This window comes from Bacteroides sp. 14(A), assembly GCF_000526555.1.
Taxonomy (GTDB): Bacteria; Bacteroidota; Bacteroidia; order Bacteroidales; family Bacteroidaceae; genus Bacteroides; species Bacteroides cellulosilyticus.
Genome location: NZ_JAGH01000002.1, coordinates 277525 through 302074 on the forward strand (window position 1 = coordinate 277525; position 24550 = coordinate 302074).

Sequence of the window (24550 nt, forward strand, 5' to 3'; positions counted from 1 at the left end):
AAAAAGTAAGTATTTTGCAAATGTCAGACTTTTCATCATCACATACAAATATTTAAGTAATTAAATAGAAAAAAATATATATGTATATAATAAGCCTACAAAACCACAATTTATAACGCTACCCTTAATTTATAGCTTTCCTTTTATAATATATCAATTTTAAATACCCTATATTGTAGACTTACAATATGCCTCTACAAATCTTTGTGCACGTAAAAACAACGTTCCTACAAATTTCGAATACAAAGTTAAAGTATAAGTAATTCTTTTCATATCTGGATGAATCTTTTCAAATAGTTTGTGTTGTATATTAGTAAATACAGGAATAGGCCTTTGTAGCGATATCACTTTGATATTTATATCAAAATAAATACATAAAAGATAGTGTTTGAAACATTTTAACCTTATCTCCGAAGTTTATCTTAACTAGATCTGAAATGAAGCAGATTTTAAACAAAAATTAGATTATACATTCTTAGACTTTCCATAAACAAATCAATAGTGTAATCTTTTTCCATATTATTTTCAAATAACAGCATTATATAGGAACATAAAAAATATCAGTAGTATATACAATATTTATCATTCTACATCTAACACATAATATAGTATTCACAATAACGTAGGAATATATATTACTCTATGCATTTAAGAACCTTTTGTAAATACAGTCGATTGAAACCACAAGAATAACTACAATCAACATGTCGCCTTAATACTATAAAAGAAAATCAATACATTTTTTAACATGCAAACAAGGCATTATATTCTATAAAATCCATATTATTGCAAAATATAATTTAATCAATGCAGAATATATATATAAAACTACTAGAAAAGCTACGCCAACGCTATATTCAGAAGCATGGTATACCGCAGTATTATAATCCGTGTAAAGAAATAGATCCTAATATCATATCAAATCGAATCAGAGAAAATTTATCATCATCAAAACCTTGTATGTTCTCAAGATTCGGTTCAGTAGAAATTGGATGTGTAATCAACTATTTAGGTATCTTTCATCAAAAAAGAGATATTATAAGATACATAAAGGGAGAGGCATTCCCTTGGTGGTGGAAAAAGGAAACGATACATACTATGAAAAATAATGCCGGATTCTTTTCTGCAACTCCCGATCAACTAAAGCGATTCTCAGAGATGATGATTGAAGATATGCCACTGATAGACATACTTGCTTCTTGGAGATATGAAGAACAATATTTCTCTAATGAATTACAAAATGCATACAAAATTGATTTCGAGCCTTTCAATCCTTTTTGGAGCAATATACCGTGGACAGTTGCTTTGGAGAATCAGAAAGTATTAGTGGTACATCCTTTTGCTGAAACTATACAAAAACAATATCTCCGAAAGGAATTCATACACAAAGATTCTAGAATCTTACCTGACTTTGATTTACAAACAATTAAGGCTGTTCAAACAATCGGAAATCGTATAGATAGTAGATTCAAGACATGGTTCGATGCCCTTGAATTTATGAAAAACGAAATAGATAAAAGAGAGTATGATATATGCCTCATAGGTTGTGGAGCATACGGATTTCCACTAGCTGCACATATTAAGCGATCAGGAAAAAAAGCTATACATATGGGAGGTAGTCTACAGCTACTTTTCGGGATAAAAGGTGCCAGATGGGAAGACAGCAATTATAATGAAACTTATAACTATGCACAATTAATGAACGAATATTGGGTAAGACCCTCTGAAACCGAAACTCCTCAAAAAGCCCAACAAATCGAAGCTGGATGCTATTGGTAACAAAATTACGTTCAATCGAGAAAATAGATGAAAGAACTACAAGTAATATATGATTCTCAAATATTTGATGCCCAGACATTCGGAGGTATCTCACGATATTTCTGTGAAATAATTCCCAGAATGAATATCACATTCGACATATCGGTACGATATTCTGAAAATATCTATTTGAAAGAATCTAAACTGTGCAAGCATCGCCTGCCTATTCCAAGGTGGATATTCAATAAATACAAAAATAAACTTCTCGGAAAGAATAGAAAATTCTCTGAGCACATGCTTAGATCATCTTCAACATATTTGCTGCATGCAACTTACTATGAACCATATTTCCAAGAGTGGCTAGGAAATAACCCTTACGTCATTACCGTACATGACATGATCTATGAGAAATTGCCCGAATTCTTTTCAAAAGAAGATAGGGAGTTAATCTTTGAACAAAAGAAAAAAGTTGTTACGCAGGCTGATAGAGTTATTGCAATAAGCCAAAACACTAAGAAAGATATAATAGAATTACTACATATTGCACCAGAAAAGATTGACGTCATTTATCACGGAACCAATATACAGAAACCTACTCAAAAAATTCTTGTTACACTTCCAAAAAGATTTATCTTATATGTTGGTACCAGATATTCCTACAAAAATTTCACTCGGTTTGCTAAAGCCTTTTCACTATTATCATCAAAAGATAAAGACTTATATGCAATATGTACTGGTAACCCCTTCTCTATGAATGAAATAAAAATATTTGAATCACTAAACATCTCCCCCAAATTTATACATATTCAGGCCTCTGATGCTATGCTATATACACTCTACAATCAGGCAGAAGCTTTTGTATTCCCATCACTTTATGAGGGTTTCGGAATTCCTATTTTGGAAGCTTACGCTTGCCTTTGTCCAGCTATCATTAGTAATACCAGCTGCTTCCCTGAAATAGCAGCAGATGCAGCTGCATATTTTAATCCATATTCTGAAATAGAAATAGCAGATACCATTGCAAGTGTCATATACAATCCCACTCTACGCACAGATCTTATTCATAAAGGTTCAGAACAAATTAAATTATATTCTTGGGAAAAAGCTGCTCTCCAAACAGAACAAGTATATTTCAAGGCCTTGGAAAACAAAAAACAAATAAGGAAATAATAGGTATGAGAAAGCCGGTACTTAGTATTATTACAGTCAATTTAAACAACAATTTGGGACTACAAAAAACATTACGTAGTATTCAATCGCAATCATATACAGATTATGAGCATATCATCATAGATGCTAATTCTACAGACGGAAGTCTAGAAACTATTATCAAGTACACTACAGAAACCTCTCATTTATCTTACTGGATATCTGAACCAGACAAAGGGATCTATGATGGCATGAATAAAGGAATTGCACACGCCAAAGGAGAATATATATTCTTTCTAAATTCTGGAGATTTCCTATTTGATGACCATGTTTTGGACGCTATTCCTTTTGACGAAACTCAATATATCTGCGGAAACCTGAGAATTTTGTATTCCAATACAGAATATGAAGATATAATTCCTCCTGAAGAAGTAGATGGATTATTTTTATTAAAAAGTTTTTTACCACATCCTGCCTCTTTTATTCACCACTCATTGTTCAAAAATCAAACTTACAGGACAGATTATAGAATCATATCAGACTGGATACACATGGTAGACAATATCGTATTAAAAGGATGCAGTTATAAGCATATCAACATCCTAGTATCCAACTTTGATAGTACTGGACTTAGCTCTTCTAATGGAGCCATTGGGCTAACAGAACGTAATAAATGGATTAAGAAGAATATCCCCACTCGTATCTACTCCTCTCTAATGGAACTTGACAATCTCAAAAATTCTATTTTAGGAAGTGTTATTCCAGTAGTTAGTCAAAAACGCCACCGCACACAAAAACGAATGAGAAAAGTCATTCTACTATTATCTAAACTCTTAAAATAATATCAGATTCTACAAGATTTCTCATTGAATAACTTCATAAAATCGGCTCATGACACTCTGAACTTCAAATATATTAGCTCGTAGCAAACTTTTCTTATGATATTCAGTTCTCAATGTTTCATCAGTAATATATTTTTTTAGAGCTACATATATGGACAAATCATTCTGTTCTGTGATAACTCCATATTCTCCACCCTCAAGTAACTCTAAAGCACCCGCTGTATTAGTTGCAACAATTGGAATTCCTAATACCAAGGCTTCACAGATTACTAAAGAAAACCCCTCAGAAATTGAAGTACTGATAAATATATCAGATTCTTTCAAATAGGGGTATGGATTTGCTTGAAACCCTAGAAAATGGACCTCATTTTCAACATTAAGTTCATGCACTAAACGCTTTAATTCCGCTTCTTTCTCTCCACGTCCTATAATCTGAATGCAAAAAGATATCCCATCCTTCTTTAACATCTCGGCTACCCGTATCAACCGATCGAACCCTTTCACCTCAAGCAAACTTCCTATAGCTGTTATAGTAAACACTGATTTCGTAATAATACCACCTACAGAAGCTTTCTTATATATATCTGATTTACTTATAACATTATAAAGACAGCACTTAGGGACATCTATATCATATAATTTAGAAAAATTCTCCATAGCTATCTGAGATACGAAAACCAGCTGATCCATCTTCTGATAGCATCTCTTTTCATCCTCTTCATGATTACGATAAGCATTATGTGACGAATGATATTTAAGCATATCTACATGAATCCATGAGATATTCCTTTTTCCTCTATCTATAATTATATTATGCCAGAATGCAGCACTACCTTCCAAATATGATATGATAACATCGTAATGTTTTTTCAGCCTACATTTTATGAGAAAAGAAAGAGGCCACAACTTATTATATTTTATATAGCGTTTCCACGCTTTCCGAAAAAAGAAACTCCTCTCATTCTTAAACAAATATATCGTATGGACTTGCGCTGGTATTGCATCAAGATAAACACCCCGATGGTACATCAAACAAAGCGTCACTTTATATTTTGTGTAATCAAATTCCCGAAGAAGATTAATTAATGCCCTTTCAGCACCACCACCTTCCAAATCCGGCATTAAGAATAGAATCTTTTTCATTACAAACAGAACATTAAGAAAATTATTTCATTTTAGAGCAACAATGTTAGAGAAAATATTTTAGATGACAAAGAGCATCAGTAAAAATATTATCTAAGTTTCCCATAAATAGTTTGCTTATTACAAGAAAATTTGCGAATATTGCATACAATAAAAAAACGATGAACGATAATATACTTTTCATATTCAATATATTTCCTGGTGTTGGAGGATTAGAAAGCGTTTCAAACAACATCATAGATTATATAAGTAAGGATTTTACTATCTATACATTATCCATGTGTATGATGCCCAATATCCCAGCATCACCTAATATTGCAGAAACATTCTGCTGTCAGTCTGACAATGAAGAAGAGAATATTCGATTTTTCAATAAAATCGTTGAAGAAAAAAAAATTACTCATATTATCAACCAGGGCATATATCCCCATATAACAAATATCATTTTTAATCCAAACAGAAAGAAAGAAGTCAAGATAATCTCAGTTCTACATGGAATGCCCAAATATGAGAAATCACAATATTGGCAATTACCACACATACTTAAAGCTAGCAAATGGAAACAGATTGAAAGAAAAACCTTATCTTATTTCGGACTAAACAACAGATATAAACGATATATCAATTCTTTTTCCGATTCATATCGTAAGGCATGTATAAAAGGTAATAAAGTCATTGTTTTGTGTAATGAATATATCACTCCTTTTGCTGAAAAATACCACTTAACGAAATATAAAGACAAAATCATTGCTATTGAAAACCCTTTATCTGTATCCTTTTCTGAGCAAAAACCTATTGAATGGTCTCAAAAAGAAAATCAAGTCATTTTCGTAGGCCGTTTATCCAAAGAAAAACAGGTAAATATTATTCTTGATGTATGGAAAAGAATTGAGAAAGAAACAAATTGGAACTTAACAATCGTTGGCGATGGTACTATTCGCAAAGAATTGGAGCAAATGGTTGTAGACAAACAAATACAAAGAATAACTTTTACCGGACAAGTCGATCATCCGGAAAAATACTATAAATCAGCAAAAATAATTCTCTTAACTTCAAGCTTTGAAGGATTTCCAATGTGTTTAATTGAGGCATTACGATTCGGGGTCGTACCATTAACATTTGAAATAAGTGAAGGAGTTCGCTCCATAGTATCCTGCTCAGGAGGTATGACCGTAACAGATAACAATCTTCAAGAAATGTCTTCCAAATTAATAGAATTAATAAATAATGAAAACCTATTTTCATTAAGCGAAATGGCTAGAATAAAATCTAATCAATACACGTTAAATAGAATAGGTGAACAATGGAGTAACTTATTAAAAGATAAAATTTAAATGAGAAGAGCACTTATCCGAAAATATAAGAGGTTCAAAAAATGGGCCATTCCTGAATTAAAACGGCGTTTCAGCAGTACGCAAGAAATACCCTATAAAGACACTCCTATTGTAATAAATAATTTCAATCGCATAGATACACTATTAATATTAATCAAAGGACTGGAAACAAGAGGATATAATAACATTTATATCATCGACAATGATTCTACCTATCCTCCATTATTGGAATACTACAAGAAATGCCCCTATCCAGTATATATGCTAAACAAGAATATTGGACATCTTTCCATATGGGAAACTGGAATTTATAAACAATTCACAGATTCATATTTTGCATATACTGATTCTGATCTGGAAATTCACCCAGACTGTCCGGATGATTTCATCGAAAAATTCATTCTTTTACTCAAAAAGTATCCTAAAGCATTAAAAGTGGGCTTTTCTATTTGCATTAATGATTTACCAGATTGTTATAGTTTAAAAAAGCAAGTACAAGATTGGGAGAATCAATATTGGCAAATAGAAATAGAACCTAATGTGTTTAAAGCACCTATTGACACAACTTTCGCTGTATATAAGCCTTATTTCAAAGGAGAATTTATTGATATTCAACAGTTATATTTACGTACAGGATTTCCATATTCTGTTAGGCATTTACCTTGGTATGTGGATAATAATAATTTAACAGAAGAAGAACAATATTATGTTAGTCATCTAAAAACGATCACTCACTGGTCTGAACAAAACAGAAAGGAAAAAGAAACACTCATGTAATGCTTTCTTTCTATATAACTATCAGTATTTAATAAAGGAACTCCAAAAAGGATAGTAATCTTTATGACACCAAGCATGACATCCAAAAGGCAGCTGGTTACCATTATAGCAATAAGCCCATTTAGGATTCTCTTCCATAGCAAACTGTAAAGCCTCTTTAAAACAAGGTTTCTTTAAATGGAAATTCCGGTCTGTAAGTTCATACAATAATAACACATCTTCTGGATAAAATGGCGCATCATCATCCAGCAGTTTGCTAATTTTAGTTTTATAATGAGTTGTTATTTCCAGCATTTTACTAATTCGCCGCAACGAAAATCCACCATTGCCAACCTGATAGGCATAATATTTATCGGTCTTAAATGTTTTTTCATCAAATAATCTACAAAAAAGTCGTTGACAATACAAACGATATCGTCCTATGACACTAAGATGCCGTTTTTTCCAAGGTAACCATGGAGCTCCGATATAATCATATCCTTTATTAGCCCAATTCAACAGCTCATCCTTAAACACATAAGCATCCAATTGATAAATCAACATATATGTATAATGCTGAAAAGATCGATAAAACTCCTCTGACAATACAAGCTTATTATATGCTCGCAAGCTAACAAAATACTTATCTGGGAAGGCTTCAATATGAGTTAGACCATAAAAATTTATAATATCATCTAGATCTAAGCTTTCCGGCTTTATGACAACAATAGAATAGCTAGACAAAAGTTTTAAACATTGTTCCAAAGATATCCTTTCAGAGTTTGATAAGGATGGCAAATAGATAGGAATTACAACAGCTATATCTTTCTTATTCATAACAATCACTTTCCAATTTCTTCAATAGCTTTCCTAAGACGTCCAATTATTAGAGTCCAATTATAATTTTCTGCTACATATTTTTTTCCTTTTTGTCCCATCTCTTTTCTAACATCTGAAAAGTGATCTATTTTGTATAGCTGTTTGCGAAATCCTGCATTTGTAGTATAGTAAAGTGAAGCAAAATTACTTTTATAACAGTGCTCTTTCAACACAGCACAACATCCATTTACCAAAACAGGTTTTTCTTCATTCATTGCTTCCAGAAGAATCAATGATAAACTTTCTCCATTAGAAGGATTCACTACAGCCTTAGCATGCCTTATAATAGTTATTTTCTCCTCATCGCTAACATAGCCTGTATAAATAATATCAGGATGGTTTATCTTATCTATAGTAACTCCCCCCACCAAGACTAATTTTAGAGGAGATTCCTTATATTTTTTCTTATAATCTAAGAAATAGGGTAACAAACGATAGAGCTTTACACGTGTAATCCTACCAACATACAACAAATAGTCATCAGGCAAACCATATTTCGTCTTTGTCGTATTCCAATCTACCGCTTCAGGAGTTTCAATGCCTACACTGATAATACCATGTTTTCCTAATGCTTTACCAAAGATTCGTTCGCCAAGCTTCTGTTCTTCTCCTGTATTGAAACCTACATAAGCAATCTTTGATATGGCGGTCGTCAGTAACGAACGAAATGAAATACCCACATAATGCATTGTTGGAATAGCAATTGTTTTATCACCCGCATAAATGGCAGTATAATAAAAAGTTGGATAATCCAATGACATTGCAATGAACGCCTTATACTCATCACGATATTTTTTTACAAACAGTTGTAAACCAGAAGAATAAAAAATAGACGCATTCATAGCCTGAATTTCGTCTTTCTGCTTATATTCCCATAATGGATGCAAATAAGACAATGGAGCTAATAAGCGGATTCTATATAAAAAGCGTCTCCACTTTCTTGCAGGTTTAGCCGCTTTAGCATACCTCTTTTCATTTTCCGGATGAATCGGATCTGCCTTGAAACGCCGAATTAAGACTCCGTTCCAGTATTCATTTCCTTCCTCATACTCATTCTTACCAGTTTCTGCATTTCTGACACATGTAGTTAGAACCTCTACATCATACTCAGATGTCAGACGTTCTGCCAACATCTGACAATGATATTCAGCCCCACCATTGATATCTTTTCCATAGCGGACAACAACAAAAGCAACTTTCTCTTTATTTTCCTGCATACCTTATATCGCCTCTATCGCCTTCTTCAATCGGTCCATTATTATCTTCCAATTATAGTTTGCTGCCACATACTCCCGACCTTTTCTCCCCATCTCAACACGTAGTTCATCAGAGCTTTCTATTCGATTCAGTTTAGATATAAAATCTCTCTTTCCTTTATAATAGAAAGCAGCTCCATCACTCTTTATACAATGTTCCTTCAATACAGCACACTTACCATTCACAAGCATTGCTTTACCTCTGCTCATTCCTTCCAATAAAATCAAAGATAGGCTTTCAAATTTTGATGGATTAACAAAAACTTTAGCATGCTGAATAATTGCATATTTCTCTGTTTCGCTCACAAATCCGGTATAAAAAATATCGGGATGTCTAAAAGTCTCTGAAAAGAGTCCACCTACAAGTACTAACTTCAAACTAGAACCTGAATACTTCTTTTTGTAATCCAAATAATATTGAATAATATGATCCAATTTCCCTTTATCAATTCGTCCTACAAACAAAAGATACTCTTCTGGTAAATTATACTTCTCTTTAGTTACTTTCCAATCTGCATCTACTGAATCCTCAATTCCTACGCTAATAATACCATGAGGTGACATTCGGTTTCCAAATATATTCTTAGCTAACTGTTCTTCGGCTGTAGTGTTAAAACCTACATAAGCCACCCTCGTAAAAACATCAGTCTGAATGGAACGAAAAGTGGAACCTTCATAATGCATAGTGGGAATTAGAATAGCCTTTTCAGCAGCATATAAAGCTGCATAATATACAGGAGGATAAACCATTGTTATGGGAATAATGGCTTTATACTTTCCCTTATAATTCTGAACATACGAAACCAAAGTAGGAGAATAAAGCGGATGGCTCTGCATATATTTATGTTCAACTTCTGCATTATAAGTCCATTTAGGATGTATAGAAGCCACAAATTTCAATAATCCCAGTTGATAAAGATGCTTTCGTAGCCGTCTTGACACTTTTGCATTACGTTCATATTCTTTGTGAAGTTCCGGCTGGATTGGAGCTACCGGAAAACGACGGACAAGAATATCATCAATCCATTCTTCTCCTTCCGGTAACTCATTTGTCCCTTTCACATAATCTTTAACACAAGTCGTCAGGATTTCTACATCATAATGAGTCACGAGCCTCTCAGCCAACATTCTACAATGCTGTTCAGCACCACCATTCATATTTTGACCATATCGAATGACAACAAAAGCAACTTTATCTTTCATAATAGCTGAACCTTTCGTCCTTCTTTCACGATTCCATTTTCACACCAAACTATCCTCTCTGCAATAACCTGCCTCAATACCTGTTCGTGATATTCCAAATTCTCTCGTGAAGCAAATTTATGATAAAGATGGAATTGCACTCCACCCATCTTCAATTGTTTCTTTTGAATACCTGCATGGATAAGGCGATAGGAAATTTCCACATCTTCCTGCCCCCACATCTCCAAAGACTCATTATAACCATTGACGCGCAATAAGTCTTCTTTCCAGAAAGCCATATTACAGCCCCGGATTCGCAACATGCTATTCTTTGCATAACGATTTGCCAAATACAAACGTAAAGTGTGTGAACGAAAAGCGTTCAACAAAAAGCTAAGGTCTTGTTTAAAAAGTGCAGGATGAGTTTCCACTCCTCTAAGTAACCGGGCAGTAGCCATTCTTCTTAAAAGTACACGACTCCCACACACAAAGTAACCTTTTTCCGCCAATTCCAGATGGTCCGCAATAAAATGCTTATCCAAGAGGATATCACCATCAATCTGGATAATATAATCCCCCTTCGCCCTTTCAATAGAGCGATTACGGATGGCAGAAAGACGGAAACCTTTGTCCTCGTGCCATACATGCACAATAGGAATATCGGTCTTTGTCCGCATCTTATCAATCAGCTGTTTGGTGTCGTCACGTGAGCCATCATCTGCAATCAGAATCTCACAAGGCTTCACGGTCTGAGCAAAAGCGCTGTACAGACATAGGGACAAGGCCTCCTTCCAATTATATGTAGATATCATTAATGAGACTAACATGTATCAATTCTTTAATTCAACTTCATTTTTTCTGATCTTCCGGCCAATTATAATCTAATTCAGCCTCACGTTGTAGCGCTGCCCTGATAATCTCACTTGTACTCTCTATTATTTTCTTCTTAATGCCTGTAGTGCTTACATCGGGAGTATAAGGAAAATACACCACTTCCTTACCGGGCTGTTGCTTCATCCACTCAAGCCCCTCCAGATACTTATTTATCCAATCATCCCCTATGGTTACTATATCAATATCCTCTCTCTGTAATTGTGCCACCTCAGTAAGCTTCACTTGCTTCACAGCTTTAGTCACACACTTCAAAGACGAAATAATCCGGAAACGTTGTTCAAAGGGAATAATAGGCGGCATTCCCTTGTAATGCTGTATCAACTCATCTGTGCTTACGCCGACTATAAGTTCATCGCCCAATGCCGCCGAACGTTCCAATATGTTCAGATGACCGATATGAAACAGGTCAAAACTACCGGATGTGAATACTCTGATTTTCTTTCTTTCCATGCTATATAGATTTATCGGTATTCTATTTCTTTAATTCTCATTGCCAGATCATCCAGATCCTCTTCACTTTGAACTCCCAAATGGGAAACCCTGAAATAACAAGGAGTACCACCCGGCATAATGAATATGTCTTGCTTCAACAATTCATTAAAGAGAATATCTCCATTCTGGCGAACAAAGAACCCCGTAATGCAATTGGATGGCACTTCCGCCGGAATCTCCCAACCATTCTGCCTGCACAGCTCACGAAAATACAGCGCTTTAGCACGCACGGAAGCAATGATTTTGTCAACCCCAAGGACTACATTCTCCTTTAAACGGGCATGCAATTGCATAAACAAACTGGTGGCCGGACTGTAAGGTGTCTGACCGCGTTCCAGATTCTTCAGATTCTCAGCAAAATCAAAATAATAAGATTTATGCAAAAAATCAGTCTGCAGGATTCTAGGCGAAAGAAACAGAAACGACAAACCCGGGGCTATATTCAGCCCCTTCTGACTGCTGGTAATACAGATATCGATATTCAACTCTTCCATATCCAAATCATCGGACAAGAAAGAACTAATAGCATCAACAACCAGCGAAACATTATGTTTCCTGCAAATAGCAGAAATTTTCTTTAAATCAAACAGTTGACCGGTAGAGGTTTCATGATGTTGACATAAAAACACATCCGGACGCGAAGCAGCCACAGCATTTTCCAGCTGGGCATAATCAATATCACGAGCAAAAGGAACTTCAAAAACTTCATTCTGAACCTGATAGTACTCGCAGAGACTCTTCCAACGGTAGCCGAATGAACCGCCGGCTATAATAAAAGCTTTCTTTTTCAGGGAAACATAATTGGTAACCACAGCATCCATCGCACCGGTTCCTGAAGCAGTATAAAAGATAACACGCCCGCCTGGACAATGTATCAGCTCCAGCAACATACGCTCTGAATCTTTCACAATTTCAGAAAACAAAGCAGTGCGCATATACGGAAAAGGTTCTCCTGCGATTCGAAGAATCCGCTCTTCTATATTTCCCGGAAAAACATAAGATTTCATATTCCTGCTTTTTAATAGTTCTACATTACTTTTCATCACTTCTTTATCCTTCCGAACGTCTTTATACTCGTATATTTTCTCCAAAGGTTCAACTTCCGTTCTCTCGGAACACCATGACGGCGAATATAATCTTCAGCCGCTTCCAGCATTCGCCTGGCTACATTTCCATCCAGATACGGATCGTAGTTATCAACCACCCATCGTCTTTTCGCAATAGCGTTTTCATCATGCTGCACACTTTCAAAGGCGTCTGTCAATTGGGACGTATCCGTTATGTCAGTCCAGTAAATGTCCTTCGCTATGGTGCGATAAGTAATTACCGGACGTCCCAGAAGCAAGAATTCATATACTGTTGAGGAAGTGTCACTTATCATGACATCGGACATTAACTGATACTTCGTAACATTAAAGCCGTCTTCCCATATAATGTGTTCTTCTTGTTCTGCCAGTTGTTTATATTCATCCACCCACTCTTTTTTAGTCAACGGATGCAACTTCAACAACAGAACGACATCCCTCATCTTTACTAAATGCAGCAAAGCCTCTTTTAATGCAGGAAGAGATGTTAAACTTGGTGAAAAAGTAGGTGCATATAATACAATTTGACTTTTTCCATGCAGTTTCAACAGTTCTTCACGTTCCCGGTCAAAATCATGCCAATGATTTTTTATCCAATCTTGTTTGGGCCAACCGGTCTCCACGACCTCAAAATCTTTATATTCGGCAGCTAATTCCTTAAACTTTTTCGTAAAAAAAGGACCTTGGGTGAAATAGGTATCAAAATAGCGACGAATGACCCAATGATCTTTCTTTTCTGCCGCATAGCCATGAAAAACCTGTATCTTCACACCCGGCAAATAATAGGGAACAATATTGCCCGGCACAAATATAGCTTCCGGAGAAAAATCATAAACCTCCTGCATCGAATAGGTGTAAACGACCTTTCCGTCCAGTGGGAAAACCGGGATCTTCGGAAGATGCACATACCACAAGATATGATTCGCCTCCGACTTTACCGCTTCCTGATATATAGGCAATAATATATCAACAGCATACTTATTTTCACAGAATAAGACAATACGCATACTTCTCTCTATAGCTCCAGTTTATACTTCACTTGATGTTTCTTTGCAAAATAAATCCAGAACTTCTTCCGGTGTGCAAGCACTTTATCAACGCAGTATTGTTCATCAGTATTGCGTGCACGTGCATATTCTCTGGCAAGTAATTCAAAAAAGGCTTTCTGTCCCCATAAACGGGCAAAATTGGCACAACCCATATCAATACTGATCTTACCGAAGCTCATGCGGTTAATATCCACTAACATAAAATGATACTCACCATCTATCTTATCAAACAGAATATTTCCGGGAGAATAATCCCGGTGCATAATATCAGATTCATGCAGACGAGCCGTATAACGGGCAAAGGCTATAACAACATCCCGGCAATCGTTAACATCGGCATTGCCGAATTCATAAAAATTTCTTCGATAGGAAGATTGAAGACTGATAAAATAAGAGTACTTGATCAAGCCCCACTTACATTCTTCGATATAAGCGATAGGAACCGGGGTTTCAAAGCCTCTCTGAAGCAGTATGTTGGGATATGAAAAGGCGCGCCTTCCTTTCGGGGCACGAAAAAAAGAATAAGCAATCCGATTTACCAAAGCCGGAACTCCATAACGTTTTATATTGATCTCCAATCCATCATCCACCGTCATCACTTTGATGAGGTTTCTTCCAGAGTAGATCACCCTCCCCTCACTTTCAAAGATATCAGGAATGCTTTCTACAAATTTCCGCAAATGCTCGTATGCAGGATTTACTATTATTTTCATATTTTACTCTGCCTTCACCTTTTTAGACGGTCCCGTCATTCTAAAATATTTATCCATCATTTACCTTATATTCTCTTCAATCTTCGCAATAATCTCTTCAGGTTTTATCTCTCTCAAGCAAGCATAATCGCCACGCCAGCAAGGCTTCTGCCCGTAAACCGAACATGGACGGCAGGACAAGTCTAGTTGCACCGTATTGGCCGGCAACTGTTTCCAGCCCATGAATCCGGCATAAGGATGCGTAGCACCCCATACAGAAACAACAGGCACATTGACCAGAGATGCCAAATGCATATTAGCGGAGTCCATGGAAAGAATCACATCCAAATGACTCATCAGATTCAATTCCGTATCCATTTTCAGCTTACCAATCAACGATAGGACGGAAGGATACTTAGCGGTCCAGCGGTCGAATACCTCCTTTTCACTCTTCCCTCCACCCAGAAGGAAAACTTTCACATCCGGCATTGCAGCAAAATAGGCAACAACCCGTTCCTGCTGTTCTACCGGATAAATCTTACCTTTGTGTTTAGCAAAAGGAGCAATACCTATCCATTTATTATTCCCTTTCGATCCTACCACCGGTTCTATTTGCGAGAAGTCACCTTTCCCCTCTCCGTAGATGGAAGTGAACTTCAATTGAACCGGAAGCCCCAGCTTTTCCAGTACATCAGCATAGCGCCGGAAAGAACTTTCCTGCTTTTCAAAAACCTTATGATGACGACGAACCAGTTTCTTCTTACCTGCCCGCCCCTTGCATATTGCAGCTACAGGCACGCCATCCAACCGAAAACGCCATCGTAAGTATTTCGCGCGAAGTATATCATGAAAATCGGCCACATAATCAAAATGTAGCCCTTTTAGTTCTGCATACAGACTGTTTAATCCTCGTAATCCTTTATGTTTCCCCGACAAATCGGCACCGTAAAAGCTTACATTCTCCGGCAACTTCAGAAAAAGAGGTTGCAATGCAGTACGACTCAGCACTATGATTTCATGCTGAGGATATTCGGCTGCCAGCGAATGCACTACCGGAACCGTCATGGCTACATCGCCAAGCGCAGAGAAACGGATAATGAGGATACGTGCCATTCGTTATCTTTTTGCATAAAGCACCGGATTCAAGGCCGGGTCATTATACATCTTCATCTGTTTATATACTTTCATATATTTTTTTCCGGATTCAATATCAGCCAGCAATTGGTCAATGGCCGACGAAAGATCTTGCTTTTGTTCCAGAAGGATGTCCAGTTTAGCCTTACATTGAGCATGATGTTCGGGAGTAGTATCCGTACGTTCCACCTCCTTTTGCATGTGATAGATCTTTAATGCAAGAATAGAAAGACGGTCTATCGCCCATGCGGGACTTTCCGTATTAATGGTAGCCTCCGCCATCGGTTTCACATCTTTATATTTATCCAGGAAATAGCTATCGATCAGTTCCACCAAGTCTGTTCTGTCCTGATTAGACTTGTCTATTCTTCGTTTCAAAGTTAATGCCGCATTCGGTTCAATCTGCGGATCACGTATAATATCTTCAAAATGCCATTGTACGGCATCAATCCAATTCTTCAAATATAGATAATACTCAATCGTCTTCAACTCGTAAGGATTGTTCATTGGCGCATCCACGCTATCCGTTACATGATAATCCGCGACTGACTTCTCAAAAATGCTGTTGCAAAGGTTACTAAATGCCATAATCTTAACGAACTTTACAGTTATACAATAATACAAAGTTATGCAATATTTCCCACACAAGCAACCGTTCCCCACTTTTTATTCCCATCTTGCTCCAAAAGCAAAATATCCTCTTCCTTATTTATTTCATATTTTTACTACCCCATAACACCTTCAATAAGATAAGATCAAAAGATCCGTATGAAGAATACGTTAACAAATCAAAGCAACTTTCATAAGAAAATAGAAACCAGCTATACTTTATTACTATAACATGACCCCATACATATAATTAATTTCTAAATTTGCCTGTATTCAAAAAAACAGAATTCCATGAAAGTTATTGTTGACAATAAAATACCTTTTATAAAGGAAGCTATCGGGAAAATAGCCGACGAAGTAATATATGTCCCCGGAAAAGACTTCACCCCTGCTTTAGTGAAGGATGCAGATGCACTAATAATCCGCACACGCACTCAATGCAACCGCGAATTACTACAAGGAAGCCGGGTACAATTCATTGCTACAGCCACAATCGGCTTCGATCATATAGATACGGAGTATTGCCACGAAGCGGGCATAACCTGGACTAATGCACCGGGATGCAACTCCGCTTCCGTAGCACAGTACTTGCAATCCACACTTTTATTAATAAATCTCCTGAAAGGAAAAAACTTATCAGAAATGACCATTGGCATTGTCGGAGTAGGCAACGTAGGCATCAAAGTGGCTAAAGTGGCTCGCGAATTAGGTATGCGGGTATTGCTGAACGACTTGCCACAAGAAGAGAAAGAAGAAAGTACTAACTTCTGCTCTTTACAGTTTCTTGCCGAAGAATGTGATGTTATCACTTTCCACGTACCTTTATATAAAGAAGGGAAATATAAAACTTTCCACCTGGCCGATGAAGCATTCTTCCGTTCCCTCAAACGTTCTCCTATCATCATCAATACTTCCCGCGGAGAAGTAATAGAAACAGCAGCTTTATTGAAAGCTCTTCAGACCGGTCTGATTTCCGATGCCGTCATTGACGTATGGGAAAACGAACCCGACATTAATCTCACCTTATTATATAAGGTATTCATCGGAACGCCGCATATCGCCGGATACTCGGCAGACGGAAAAGCAAATGCTACGCGAATGTCTCTAAGCTCCCTGTGCCGACACTTCGGCATACAAGCTGACTATCACATTGCTCCACCCGAACCGGAAAATCCGATCATCATAGCATCTACCCCTACAGAAGCCTATTTAAAAATGTATGATCCGCGGAAAGACTGCGAAGCGTTGAGAGCTCATCCCGAACTATTTGAAAAGTTAAGAGGAGATTATCCGCTACGGAGAGAAAAGACAGCATTCTCCGTAATAACCCCGTAGCTTAGCCTTCGGATTCAAGCAACTTTTCTATCACTTTGGGATAAGTGTCATATTCCAGCGCATGAATACGATGCGCCAGATCATCAGGAGTATCTTCCGGCAACACCGGGCATTTCACCTGGCAAATAATGGCACCCTCATCATAATGTTCATTCGTATAATGAATAGTAATGCCACTTTCCTCCTCGCCGGCAGCAATCACAGCTTCGTGCACGCGATCTCCATACATGCCCTTTCCGCCGAACTTCGGCAACAACGAAGGATGTATATTTATCATTTTATTAGGATAAGCATGCAAAATAAGATCCGGCACGCGCGCCAGAAAACCGGCCAGCACTACAAAATCAATATCATGCTCCCGCAACACCGATAAAATCGCCTCTCCATTCTCCCAGTCACTCTTCGGAAAATAGAAACAAGGCACTTCCAGCCCGCGTGAACGCTCTAAAACAAACGCATTCTGACGGTTAGTTAAAACCAAAGCCACACAAGCCGAACTTTTTTCCCGGAAATAACGGATGATATTTTCGGCATTTGTGCCGCTTCCCGATGCTAATACTGCGATATTTTTCCTCATATTTCTTCCTTTTAGTGCACAAAACCGTGAAAAATGTGCAAAACATTGCATTTAATTCCCTAAATATTTGCGAGTGACGATAAATATTTATTCCTTTGCCCCGCAAATTTAAAGAAATAAAACTAATTATTAATTAAAAACTTAAAGTTATGTCTGAAATTGCATCAAGAGTGAAAGCGATTATCGTCGACAAATTAGGCGTTGAAGAATCAGAAGTTACTAACGAAGCTAGCTTCACTAACGATTTAGGAGCTGATTCTCTTGACACTGTAGAACTTATCATGGAATTCGAAAAGGAATTCGGTATCTCTATTCCGGATGACCAAGCTGAAAAGATTGGTACTGTAGGCGACGCCGTTTCTTACATCGAAGAACACGCTAAGTAATCCTATCCATCAATTTAATATGGAATTAAAAAGAGTTGTAGTAACAGGTCTCGGCGCCATTACCCCTATTGGCAACAATGTTTCCGATTTTTGGGAAAACCTTGTGAATGGGGTTAGTGGAGCAGGACCTATTACTCATTTCGATGCTTCCCTTTTCAAGACCCAATTTGCCTGCGAAGTGAAAAACTTCGAAGCTACCAAATATATCGACCGCAAAGAAGCCCGTAAGATGGACTTGTATACACAATATGCCATCGCCGTCGCAAAAGAAGCGGTCACTGATTCCGGTCTTGACATCGAAAATGAGGATTTAAACAGAATTGGTGTCATCTTTGGCGCCGGTATCGGTGGTATCCGTACATTCGAGGAAGAGGTAGGTAACTATGCCTTGACCGGCAAAGAAAACGGTCCTAAGTTCAATCCGTTCTTCATCCCCAAGATGATTTCGGATATTGCAGCCGGACAGATTTCTATTATGTATGGTTTTCACGGTCCCAACTATGCAACTTGTTCTGCATGCGCTACTTCCACGAACGCTATTGCTGACGCCTTCAACCTGATTCGTCTGGGTAAGGCTAACGTCATTGTGAGTGGTGGTTCGGAAGCTGCAATCACCGTTGGCGGTGTAGGCGGTTTCAATGCTATGCACGCATTATCAACACGCAATGAGTCTCCTACAACTGCATCTCGTCCGTTCAGCGCAAGCCGTGACGGTTTCGTGATGGGTGAAGGTGGCGGTTGTCTGGTTCTTGAAGAGCTGGAACACGCCAAAGCACGTGGTGCTAAGATTTATGCAGAAGTTGCCGGTGTAGGAATGTCTGCCGACGCTCACCATCTGACCGCTTCTCATCCGGAAGGACTTGGAGCCAAGTTAGTGATGAGAAATGCGTTGGAAGATGCCGAGATGAGCCCCGAGGAAGTAGATTATATCAATGTACACGGTACTTCTACTCCTGTAGGTGATATATCGGAAGCTAAAGCTATTAAAGAAGTATTTGGTCAACATGCATTTGAATTGAACATCAGTTCAACAAAATCCATGACTGGTCACTTGCTGGGCGCCGCCGGTGCGGTAGAGGCCATCGCAAGTATTCTTGCGATCAAGAATGGCATCGTACCTCCGACTATCAACCACGAAGAGGGTGATAACGACGAAAACATCGACTATGACCTTAACCTTACGTTCAACAAAGCTCAAAAACGCGAAGTGAACGTAGCTCTGTCCAATACATTTGGATTTGGCGGTCATAATGCATGTGTTATTTTTAAGAAATACGCAGAATAATCAGTCGTGTTACGTAATCAAATAGACAAAATAAGGCTCTTATTCCGTAAGGACAAAGAGTCTTATTTTTGTTTTTATAAGATTCTGGGATTCTATCCCCGCAACATTCAGCTCTACCAGCAGGCTTTGTTGCACAAATCCACCTCCATCCGCTCAGAAAAGGGACGCCCTTTGAATAATGAACGACTGGAGTTCCTGGGTGACGCCATTCTTGACGCCATCGTGGGAGATATTGTCTATAAGCATTTCGAAGGCCGTCGCGAAGGTTTTCTCACAAATACACGTTCCAAAATCGTGCAACGGGAAACTCTGAATAAGTTGGCAGTAGAAATAGGCCTGGACAAGCTGGTAAAATATTCCACCCGTTCTTCCTCGCACAATAGTTATATGTACGGAAATGCTTTCGAAGCATTTATCGGTGCCATCTATCTGGATCAGGGCTACGAGCGCTGCAAGCGGTTCATGGAAGAAAAGATATTCAAGAATTACATTGACCTCGACAAGATGTCGCGCAAAGAGGTCAACTTCAAATCAAAGCTGATTGAATGGAGCCAAAAAAGCAAAGTTGAGGTTTCATTTGAACTTATCGAGCAATTCCTTGATGAAGATTATAACCCCATGTTTCATACCGAAATCCGCATAGAAGGTATTTCGGCCGGGAAAGGAACCGGATACTCTAAAAAGGAGTCTCAGCAGAATGCCGCACAAGCTGCCCTGAAGAAAATAAAGAATGATGCTTCATTCAAAGAACAAATAGAAGCCACAAAAGCGCAGAATCATTTGCCTGAGAATACAGAAGAAACAGATGAACTCACAGAGGAGACTCTGATTGAAGAAAATCTTGAAACGATTCTGCCTGTAGAAAATCCTGAAACGGACGAATGTAAGGGCGAATAGCCTTCGCCCACATCATTATCAGCCGAAACAAATTCCCATCCGGCGCCCTTGAACAACCAGATCATTATCTTCTGTCACCAGTTTCAACTTTCCGGCTATTTCCTCCAGTGGTGCAGAAGAAATCTCATCCCCTTTCAACGTAATCATCCGGCCAAACTGTTCTGTTGCAATCAGTTCCGTAGCATGCCCACCCATGCGGGTAGACAGGTTCCGGTCGAAAGGCGTGGGCGAACCTCCCCGCTGGATATAGCCAAGCACAGTTTCGCGGGTTTCAATGCCAGTTTCATACTCTATCTCCTGGGCAATGTATTCAGCGGCACGTTTCCGGCCATCCGTCTGTATGCCTTCGGCAACCACCACGATGGAATAAGGTTTTCCTTTCTTCAGTCGGTTCAGAATAGTCTCACCAATATTATGGATATTATAAGGAATTTCGGGTATCAAGATAACATCACCGCCACCTGCCATACCTGAATACAGTGCAATCCAGCCGGCCTTATGCCCCATTACCTCGATCACCATCACCCGTTTGTGCGAACTGGCAGTAGAGTGCAGGCGGTCAATGGCATCCGTAGCAATACTTACAGCCGAATCAAATCCGAAGGAGAAATCCGTTCCCCAGATATCATTGTCAATAGTCTTAGGCACAGACACGATGTTCAATCCCATGGCAGCCAGTTTGGCAGCAGTCTTCTGCGTACCGTTACCACCGATACAAACCACACAATCCAATCCTAATTCCTTGATATTCTGTTCTATCAATGCCGGTTTATTGACATCGGATATCACACCGTTCTTCTTGAAAGGTTTCTCGCGGGAAGTGCCGAGCATTGTGCCGCCCTGATTCAACAAACCGGACAAAGATTTATCAGTAAACGACTCCACATCCTTGGTAAGCAACCCCTGAAAGCCACTATGAATGCCCACAACTTCCATCCCGTAATGATTGATTGCAGTTTTGCACACTCCACGAATGGTGGCATTGATGCCGGGACAATCGCCCCCCGAAGTCAAAATACCGATTCTCATGACACTTTTGTTTGAATTATTGTTCTTTAGGTCCGTAAAGATAGAAAAAAAAGAGAAAAAAGATAGAGAAGCCGATAAATAAGATTATTTTTGCGCAACAAAATAGTTTTAACTAAGAGAGATGAATATCACAACATTGCTGGATAAGGTGTATTTTGCCCCTCGCCTGAAAAAAATCGACTTCTATGCTAACCGCGCAGGAGAACTTCAACACCGAGTTCTTGACCGCTTAGTGCGCATGGCAGAAAATACAGAATGGGGAAAGAAATATGATTATAAAAGCATTCATACTTATGAAGACTTTAGAAACAGACTACCCATACAGACTTACGAAGAGGTAAAGCCGTATGTGGAACGCCTGCGTGCAGGAGAACAAAATCTGCTTTGGCCTTCGGAGATACGCTGGTTTGCCAAGTCCTCGGGCACAACGAACGATAAAAGTAAGTTCCTGCCCGTCAGCAAAGAAGCATTGAATGACACACATTATCAAGGCGGTAAAGATGCGGTTGCCCTCTATCTGGGTCAGAATCCTGACAGCCGCTTTTTCTCCGGACAAGGTTTGATTTTAGGTGGAAGCCACAGCCCCAACCTCAACTCCAGGCACGGGCTTGTAGGCGATCTTTCTGCTATCCTGATACAAAATATACATCCGTTAGTGAACTGCGTCCGTGTTCCGAGCAAGAAAATTGCTCTTATGAGCGACTTTGAAAAGAAGATAGAAGCAATCGCCAACAGTGCCATATCAAAAGATGTAACGAGCCTTTCGGGCGTTCCTTCATGGATGTTAGTACTCATTAAGCGTATCCTTGAAAAGACCGGTAAACAATCGCTGGAAGAAATATGGCCCAATCTGGAAGTCTTCTTCCATGGTGGTGTTGCTTTCACCCCTTATCGTGAACAATATAAAGAAGTGATCCGATCACCCAAAATGCATTATGTAGAAACTTACAATGCCTCCGAAGGGTATTTCGGTACGCAAAACGATCCGAATGATCCGTCCATGCTGTTGATGATCGACTACGGTATATTCTATGAGTTCATCCCATTGGAAGATGTAGGTAAAGAGAATCCCCGCATCTACTGCCTGGAAGAAGTGGAAGTGGACAAGAATTATGCATTGGTTATCTCTACTTCTGCGGGTTTGTGGCGCTATATGATTGGAGACACCGTGAAGTTCACGCAAAAGGATCCATATAAATTCGTCATCACCGGACGTACCAAGCATTTCATCAATGCTTTCGGTGAAGAATTGATTGTGGATAACGCGGAAAAAGGTTTGGCAAGGGCTTGCGAGGCTACCGGAGCATTGATTTCCGATTATTCGGCTGCTCCTGTATTTATGGATGCCAATGCTAAATGCCGTCACCAATGGTTGATTGAGTTTGTACAGGCACCGGACAGTATAGAGAATTTTGCCAAAATACTGGATGATACACTGAAAGAAGTGAATTCCGATTATGAAGCAAAACGACAGAAAAACATTGCCCTGCAACCTCTGGAGGTGATTGTTGCCCGCAAAGACCTATTCCATGACTGGCTGGCACAAAAAGGAAAGTTGGGTGGACAACACAAAGTTCCGCGTCTCAGCAATACAAGGGAATATATCGAGGAAATGCTGGAACTGAACAACTGATTCCTGCAATAGCATAGGACAATACGATAATAAATAAGAAAGGCCGCATCAGACAAAACCGATGCGGTCTTTTCCATTTTTGTTCCATGCCTTGAAACTCACAGTTTCATTACTTGAAACCAACAGTTTCATGCCTTGAAACTGCAAGTTTCACGCCGAGAAACCAGTAGTTTCACACCGAGAAACTAACAGTCATCCCAGACTATCAGAAATTATAAGCCAATCCGATGCCCAGTATCTCCTTGAACTGTACCTTCGGCCCTCTTTCAACGCCCTCATCATTAAAGGTTTTCACATCATTATCATACTTCAGTGTCATATTCAGGGTTGCTGATAGCACTTTATTGATCTTCATACTGATGAGCACATCCCAGTTGACATCCACATTACCAAAGTCTTTATTATAAGGAGTGAAGAAATCGGCTGTAGTAATCAGATTCACATTTTCCATGACAGGCAGCTCTGCACGGGCTTTCAGGAAAGCTCCGGCTTCGATCTTAAAGTGATCCCCCGGATCAACACCAAAAGAACCTAAATCAGAAAGATAATCATCGCTCACAAAGGTCATCTTTGTGGAGACAGGTGAAAGGAATATAGAATAATTACTCTTCGGACGATATTCCATACCCAATGCCACATTAGAATAGGCGGGAGCAAAGAAGTTAGATATATAGTGACTCTTGTCCGGATAATTATATCCTTTGGCAAACTGAGTATTCAAATCAGCCATAAGCGTATAATACCAAACTTTAGTGGCTGCATAGCCCAACTGGGTAGATAATCCTATTTTATCGGAACTCTTTCTCATCCCTTGCGATTTGGTTTTCGAAAGACCATAATCCAGCACCAGGTTCGTCACCCATAGCCAGTTTCCGCTCTTATGTGTCAGTGACCCATTCAGGTAAGCATTCCCGGCAATAGAATTCTCACCACCGGCCGACCAGTTTGTCATTGCAGTTTGCGACATATTTATACCTGTCACACCCTTCAGTACCCAAGCTCCTTCTTTATATCCCTTATCGTCCGTTTGGGCAGAGACGATTGTTGCCAAAGTGGCAAATAGTATCATTAAATATATACGTTTCATACTGTTATTCGTTTTAATTGTTCCGCAAAACAAAGACGTCTTTGTATTTCAAACAGAGTAAACTATT

At 38.6% G+C, this 24550-nt stretch carries 24 protein-coding genes; 10 read left to right on the forward strand and 14 right to left on the reverse strand.

What is annotated here, in order from left to right; all coding sequences use genetic code 11:
• Positions 1 to 807 precede the first annotated feature (807 nt).
• Genes K429_RS0108855 through K429_RS0108865 form a run of 3 tightly spaced genes read left to right on the forward strand, consistent with a single transcriptional unit; the run spans position 808 to position 3749 of the window.
• Positions 808 to 1779, forward strand: a complete 972-nt coding sequence (locus K429_RS0108855) for a hypothetical protein (RefSeq protein ID WP_026366663.1) — start codon at positions 808 to 810, stop codon at positions 1777 to 1779.
• A gap of 27 nt (positions 1780 to 1806) precedes the next feature.
• Positions 1807 to 2928 (forward strand): glycosyltransferase family 1 protein, encoded by a 1122-nt coding sequence (locus K429_RS0108860; RefSeq protein ID WP_026366664.1) that lies wholly within the window; start codon positions 1807 to 1809, stop codon positions 2926 to 2928.
• 5 nt (positions 2929 to 2933) lie between these two features.
• Entirely contained in the window at positions 2934 to 3749 is an 816-nt protein-coding gene (locus tag K429_RS0108865) for a glycosyltransferase family 2 protein (protein WP_026366665.1), read from the forward strand.
• A 21-nt stretch (positions 3750 to 3770) separates the two neighbouring features.
• Here the strand turns inward: K429_RS0108865 and K429_RS0108870 are convergent, their stop codons facing one another.
• Positions 3771 to 4892, reverse strand: coding sequence for a glycosyltransferase (locus K429_RS0108870; RefSeq protein WP_026366666.1), 1122 nt, complete (start codon positions 4890 to 4892; stop codon positions 3771 to 3773).
• Between the two features lie 161 nt (positions 4893 to 5053).
• On the opposite strand from K429_RS0108870, the gene K429_RS0108875 reads away from it, so the two are divergent.
• Both K429_RS0108875 and K429_RS0108880 read left to right on the forward strand, forming a co-directional pair.
• Positions 5054 to 6226 (forward strand): glycosyltransferase, encoded by a 1173-nt coding sequence (locus tag K429_RS0108875; protein ID WP_026366667.1) that lies wholly within the window; start codon positions 5054 to 5056, stop codon positions 6224 to 6226.
• Positions 6227 to 7003 (forward strand): glycosyltransferase, encoded by a 777-nt coding sequence (locus K429_RS0108880; RefSeq protein WP_026366668.1) that lies wholly within the window; start codon positions 6227 to 6229, stop codon positions 7001 to 7003. It abuts the gene before it with no gap.
• 21 nt (positions 7004 to 7024) lie between these two features.
• Here K429_RS0108880 and K429_RS0108885 read toward each other — a convergent pair whose 3' ends face one another.
• The 10 genes from K429_RS0108885 to K429_RS0108930 are packed head-to-tail and all read right to left on the reverse strand — an operon-like array spanning position 7025 to position 16233.
• Positions 7025 to 7819, reverse strand: a complete 795-nt coding sequence (locus K429_RS0108885) for a DUF5672 family protein (protein ID WP_026366669.1) — start codon at positions 7817 to 7819, stop codon at positions 7025 to 7027.
• Between the two features lie 5 nt (positions 7820 to 7824).
• On the reverse strand, positions 7825 to 9078 hold the full coding sequence (locus tag K429_RS0108890) for a glycosyltransferase family 4 protein (RefSeq protein WP_229097571.1): 1254 nt from the start codon (positions 9076 to 9078) through the stop codon (positions 7825 to 7827).
• Between the two features lie 3 nt (positions 9079 to 9081).
• Entirely contained in the window at positions 9082 to 10320 is a 1239-nt protein-coding gene (locus tag K429_RS0108895) for a glycosyltransferase family 4 protein (RefSeq protein WP_044096589.1), read from the reverse strand.
• Positions 10317 to 11126, reverse strand: a complete 810-nt coding sequence (locus K429_RS0108900; RefSeq protein WP_026366672.1) for a glycosyltransferase family 2 protein — start codon at positions 11124 to 11126, stop codon at positions 10317 to 10319. Before K429_RS0108900 ends, K429_RS0108895 begins: the two co-directional genes overlap by 4 nt.
• Before the next feature lie 22 nt (positions 11127 to 11148).
• Entirely contained in the window at positions 11149 to 11643 is a 495-nt protein-coding gene (locus K429_RS0108905) for an adenylyltransferase/cytidyltransferase family protein (protein WP_007210973.1), read from the reverse strand.
• An 11-nt stretch (positions 11644 to 11654) separates the two neighbouring features.
• Positions 11655 to 12692, reverse strand: a complete 1038-nt coding sequence (locus K429_RS0108910) for an alanine--glyoxylate aminotransferase family protein (protein ID WP_007216820.1) — start codon at positions 12690 to 12692, stop codon at positions 11655 to 11657.
• A 35-nt stretch (positions 12693 to 12727) separates the two neighbouring features.
• Positions 12728 to 13777 carry a CDP-glycerol glycerophosphotransferase family protein gene (locus K429_RS0108915; protein ID WP_007216819.1) on the reverse strand — a complete coding sequence of 350 codons (1050 nt, stop codon included), beginning with the start codon at positions 13775 to 13777 and terminating at the stop codon, positions 12728 to 12730.
• Positions 13778 to 13785: 8 nt separating this feature from the next.
• On the reverse strand, positions 13786 to 14532 hold the full coding sequence (locus K429_RS0108920) for a lipopolysaccharide kinase InaA family protein (protein ID WP_007210976.1): 747 nt from the start codon (positions 14530 to 14532) through the stop codon (positions 13786 to 13788).
• 60 nt (positions 14533 to 14592) lie between these two features.
• On the reverse strand, positions 14593 to 15624 hold the full coding sequence (locus tag K429_RS0108925) for a glycosyltransferase family 9 protein (RefSeq protein ID WP_007216818.1): 1032 nt from the start codon (positions 15622 to 15624) through the stop codon (positions 14593 to 14595).
• A 3-nt stretch (positions 15625 to 15627) separates the two neighbouring features.
• On the reverse strand, positions 15628 to 16233 hold the full coding sequence (locus tag K429_RS0108930; protein WP_007216817.1) for a DUF4254 domain-containing protein: 606 nt from the start codon (positions 16231 to 16233) through the stop codon (positions 15628 to 15630).
• Positions 16234 to 16545: 312 nt separating this feature from the next.
• Between K429_RS0108930 and pdxB the strand changes: the two genes are divergently transcribed.
• Positions 16546 to 17589 (forward strand): 4-phosphoerythronate dehydrogenase PdxB, encoded by a 1044-nt coding sequence (gene pdxB, locus K429_RS0108935; RefSeq protein ID WP_026366673.1) that lies wholly within the window; start codon positions 16546 to 16548, stop codon positions 17587 to 17589.
• A 1-nt stretch (position 17590) separates the two neighbouring features.
• Here pdxB and purN read toward each other — a convergent pair whose 3' ends face one another.
• Positions 17591 to 18166: a phosphoribosylglycinamide formyltransferase gene (gene purN, locus K429_RS0108940; protein ID WP_026366674.1), complete on the reverse strand. Its 576-nt coding sequence runs from the start codon at positions 18164 to 18166 to the stop codon at positions 17591 to 17593.
• Between the two features lie 149 nt (positions 18167 to 18315).
• On the opposite strand from purN, the gene K429_RS0108945 reads away from it, so the two are divergent.
• The 3 genes from K429_RS0108945 to rnc are packed head-to-tail and all read left to right on the forward strand — an operon-like array spanning position 18316 to position 20734.
• The gene (locus K429_RS0108945; protein ID WP_004291965.1) at positions 18316 to 18552 is read left to right on the forward strand and encodes an acyl carrier protein; all 237 of its coding nucleotides are present in this window, start codon (positions 18316 to 18318) and stop codon (positions 18550 to 18552) included.
• Positions 18553 to 18571: 19 nt separating this feature from the next.
• Positions 18572 to 19837, forward strand: a complete 1266-nt coding sequence (fabF, locus tag K429_RS0108950) for a beta-ketoacyl-ACP synthase II (RefSeq protein ID WP_022208106.1) — start codon at positions 18572 to 18574, stop codon at positions 19835 to 19837.
• Between the two features lie 6 nt (positions 19838 to 19843).
• Positions 19844 to 20734 (forward strand): ribonuclease III, encoded by an 891-nt coding sequence (rnc, locus tag K429_RS0108955; RefSeq protein WP_007210982.1) that lies wholly within the window; start codon positions 19844 to 19846, stop codon positions 20732 to 20734.
• Between the two features lie 18 nt (positions 20735 to 20752).
• Here the strand turns inward: rnc and K429_RS0108960 are convergent, their stop codons facing one another.
• A complete protein-coding gene (locus tag K429_RS0108960) occupies positions 20753 to 21763 on the reverse strand; it encodes an ATP-dependent 6-phosphofructokinase (RefSeq protein ID WP_007216812.1) in 1011 nt (336 codons plus the stop codon).
• Positions 21764 to 21884: 121 nt separating this feature from the next.
• Between K429_RS0108960 and K429_RS0108970 the strand changes: the two genes are divergently transcribed.
• The gene (locus tag K429_RS0108970; protein ID WP_007210985.1) at positions 21885 to 23396 is read left to right on the forward strand and encodes a GH3 auxin-responsive promoter family protein; all 1512 of its coding nucleotides are present in this window, start codon (positions 21885 to 21887) and stop codon (positions 23394 to 23396) included.
• A gap of 205 nt (positions 23397 to 23601) precedes the next feature.
• Here the strand turns inward: K429_RS0108970 and K429_RS0108975 are convergent, their stop codons facing one another.
• Positions 23602 to 24483: a DUF3078 domain-containing protein gene (locus K429_RS0108975; protein WP_007210986.1), complete on the reverse strand. Its 882-nt coding sequence runs from the start codon at positions 24481 to 24483 to the stop codon at positions 23602 to 23604.
• Positions 24484 to 24550: the final 67 nt, after the last annotated feature.